1 pseudogene is annotated in these 362 nt (G+C 64.1%); it reads right to left on the minus strand.

Annotation, left to right across the window (positions count from 1 at the left end):
• Positions 1-332: pseudogene (locus L692_RS33250) on the minus strand (DNA cytosine methyltransferase); the annotation flags it as partial.
• Between the last annotated feature and the right edge of the window lie 30 nt (positions 333-362).

The following is a 362-nucleotide window of genomic DNA, read 5'->3' on the forward strand; positions in this document are numbered from 1 at the left end:
GGGCGGTCCGGAAGTGTAGGATCTGCGACGCAGGCGCCGCCTTGATACGGCCCTGCCGCCCCGGTTACGCAGACGGAAGGATCGTCCACTGGCTGAATCCGTAGGATGTTGGTCTTGCCCGCGCCGTTGATCTGCAGGCGCGGGTCCGAGACCGCAGTTACGCCGTTGCTACGACCGGGGCCAGCCGTACTGGTAACAGCCCTGCTCGTTTCGTTCCAGTCCGCTACTTCATAGGCGCCGCGCCGTGGCTCGTGTACTACGCGCAGGTTCTGCCAATCTACTTTATTCAGGTCCCTCCAGTCGCCCCCAGCGGGAATGAGTGCAAGCCGCATCCACGTCTTCCATTGGAGCCGCGGCAGCCC

The organism is Paenibacillus forsythiae T98, from assembly GCF_000520735.1.
Lineage (GTDB): Bacteria > Bacillota > Bacilli > Paenibacillales > Paenibacillaceae > Paenibacillus_AQ > Paenibacillus_AQ forsythiae.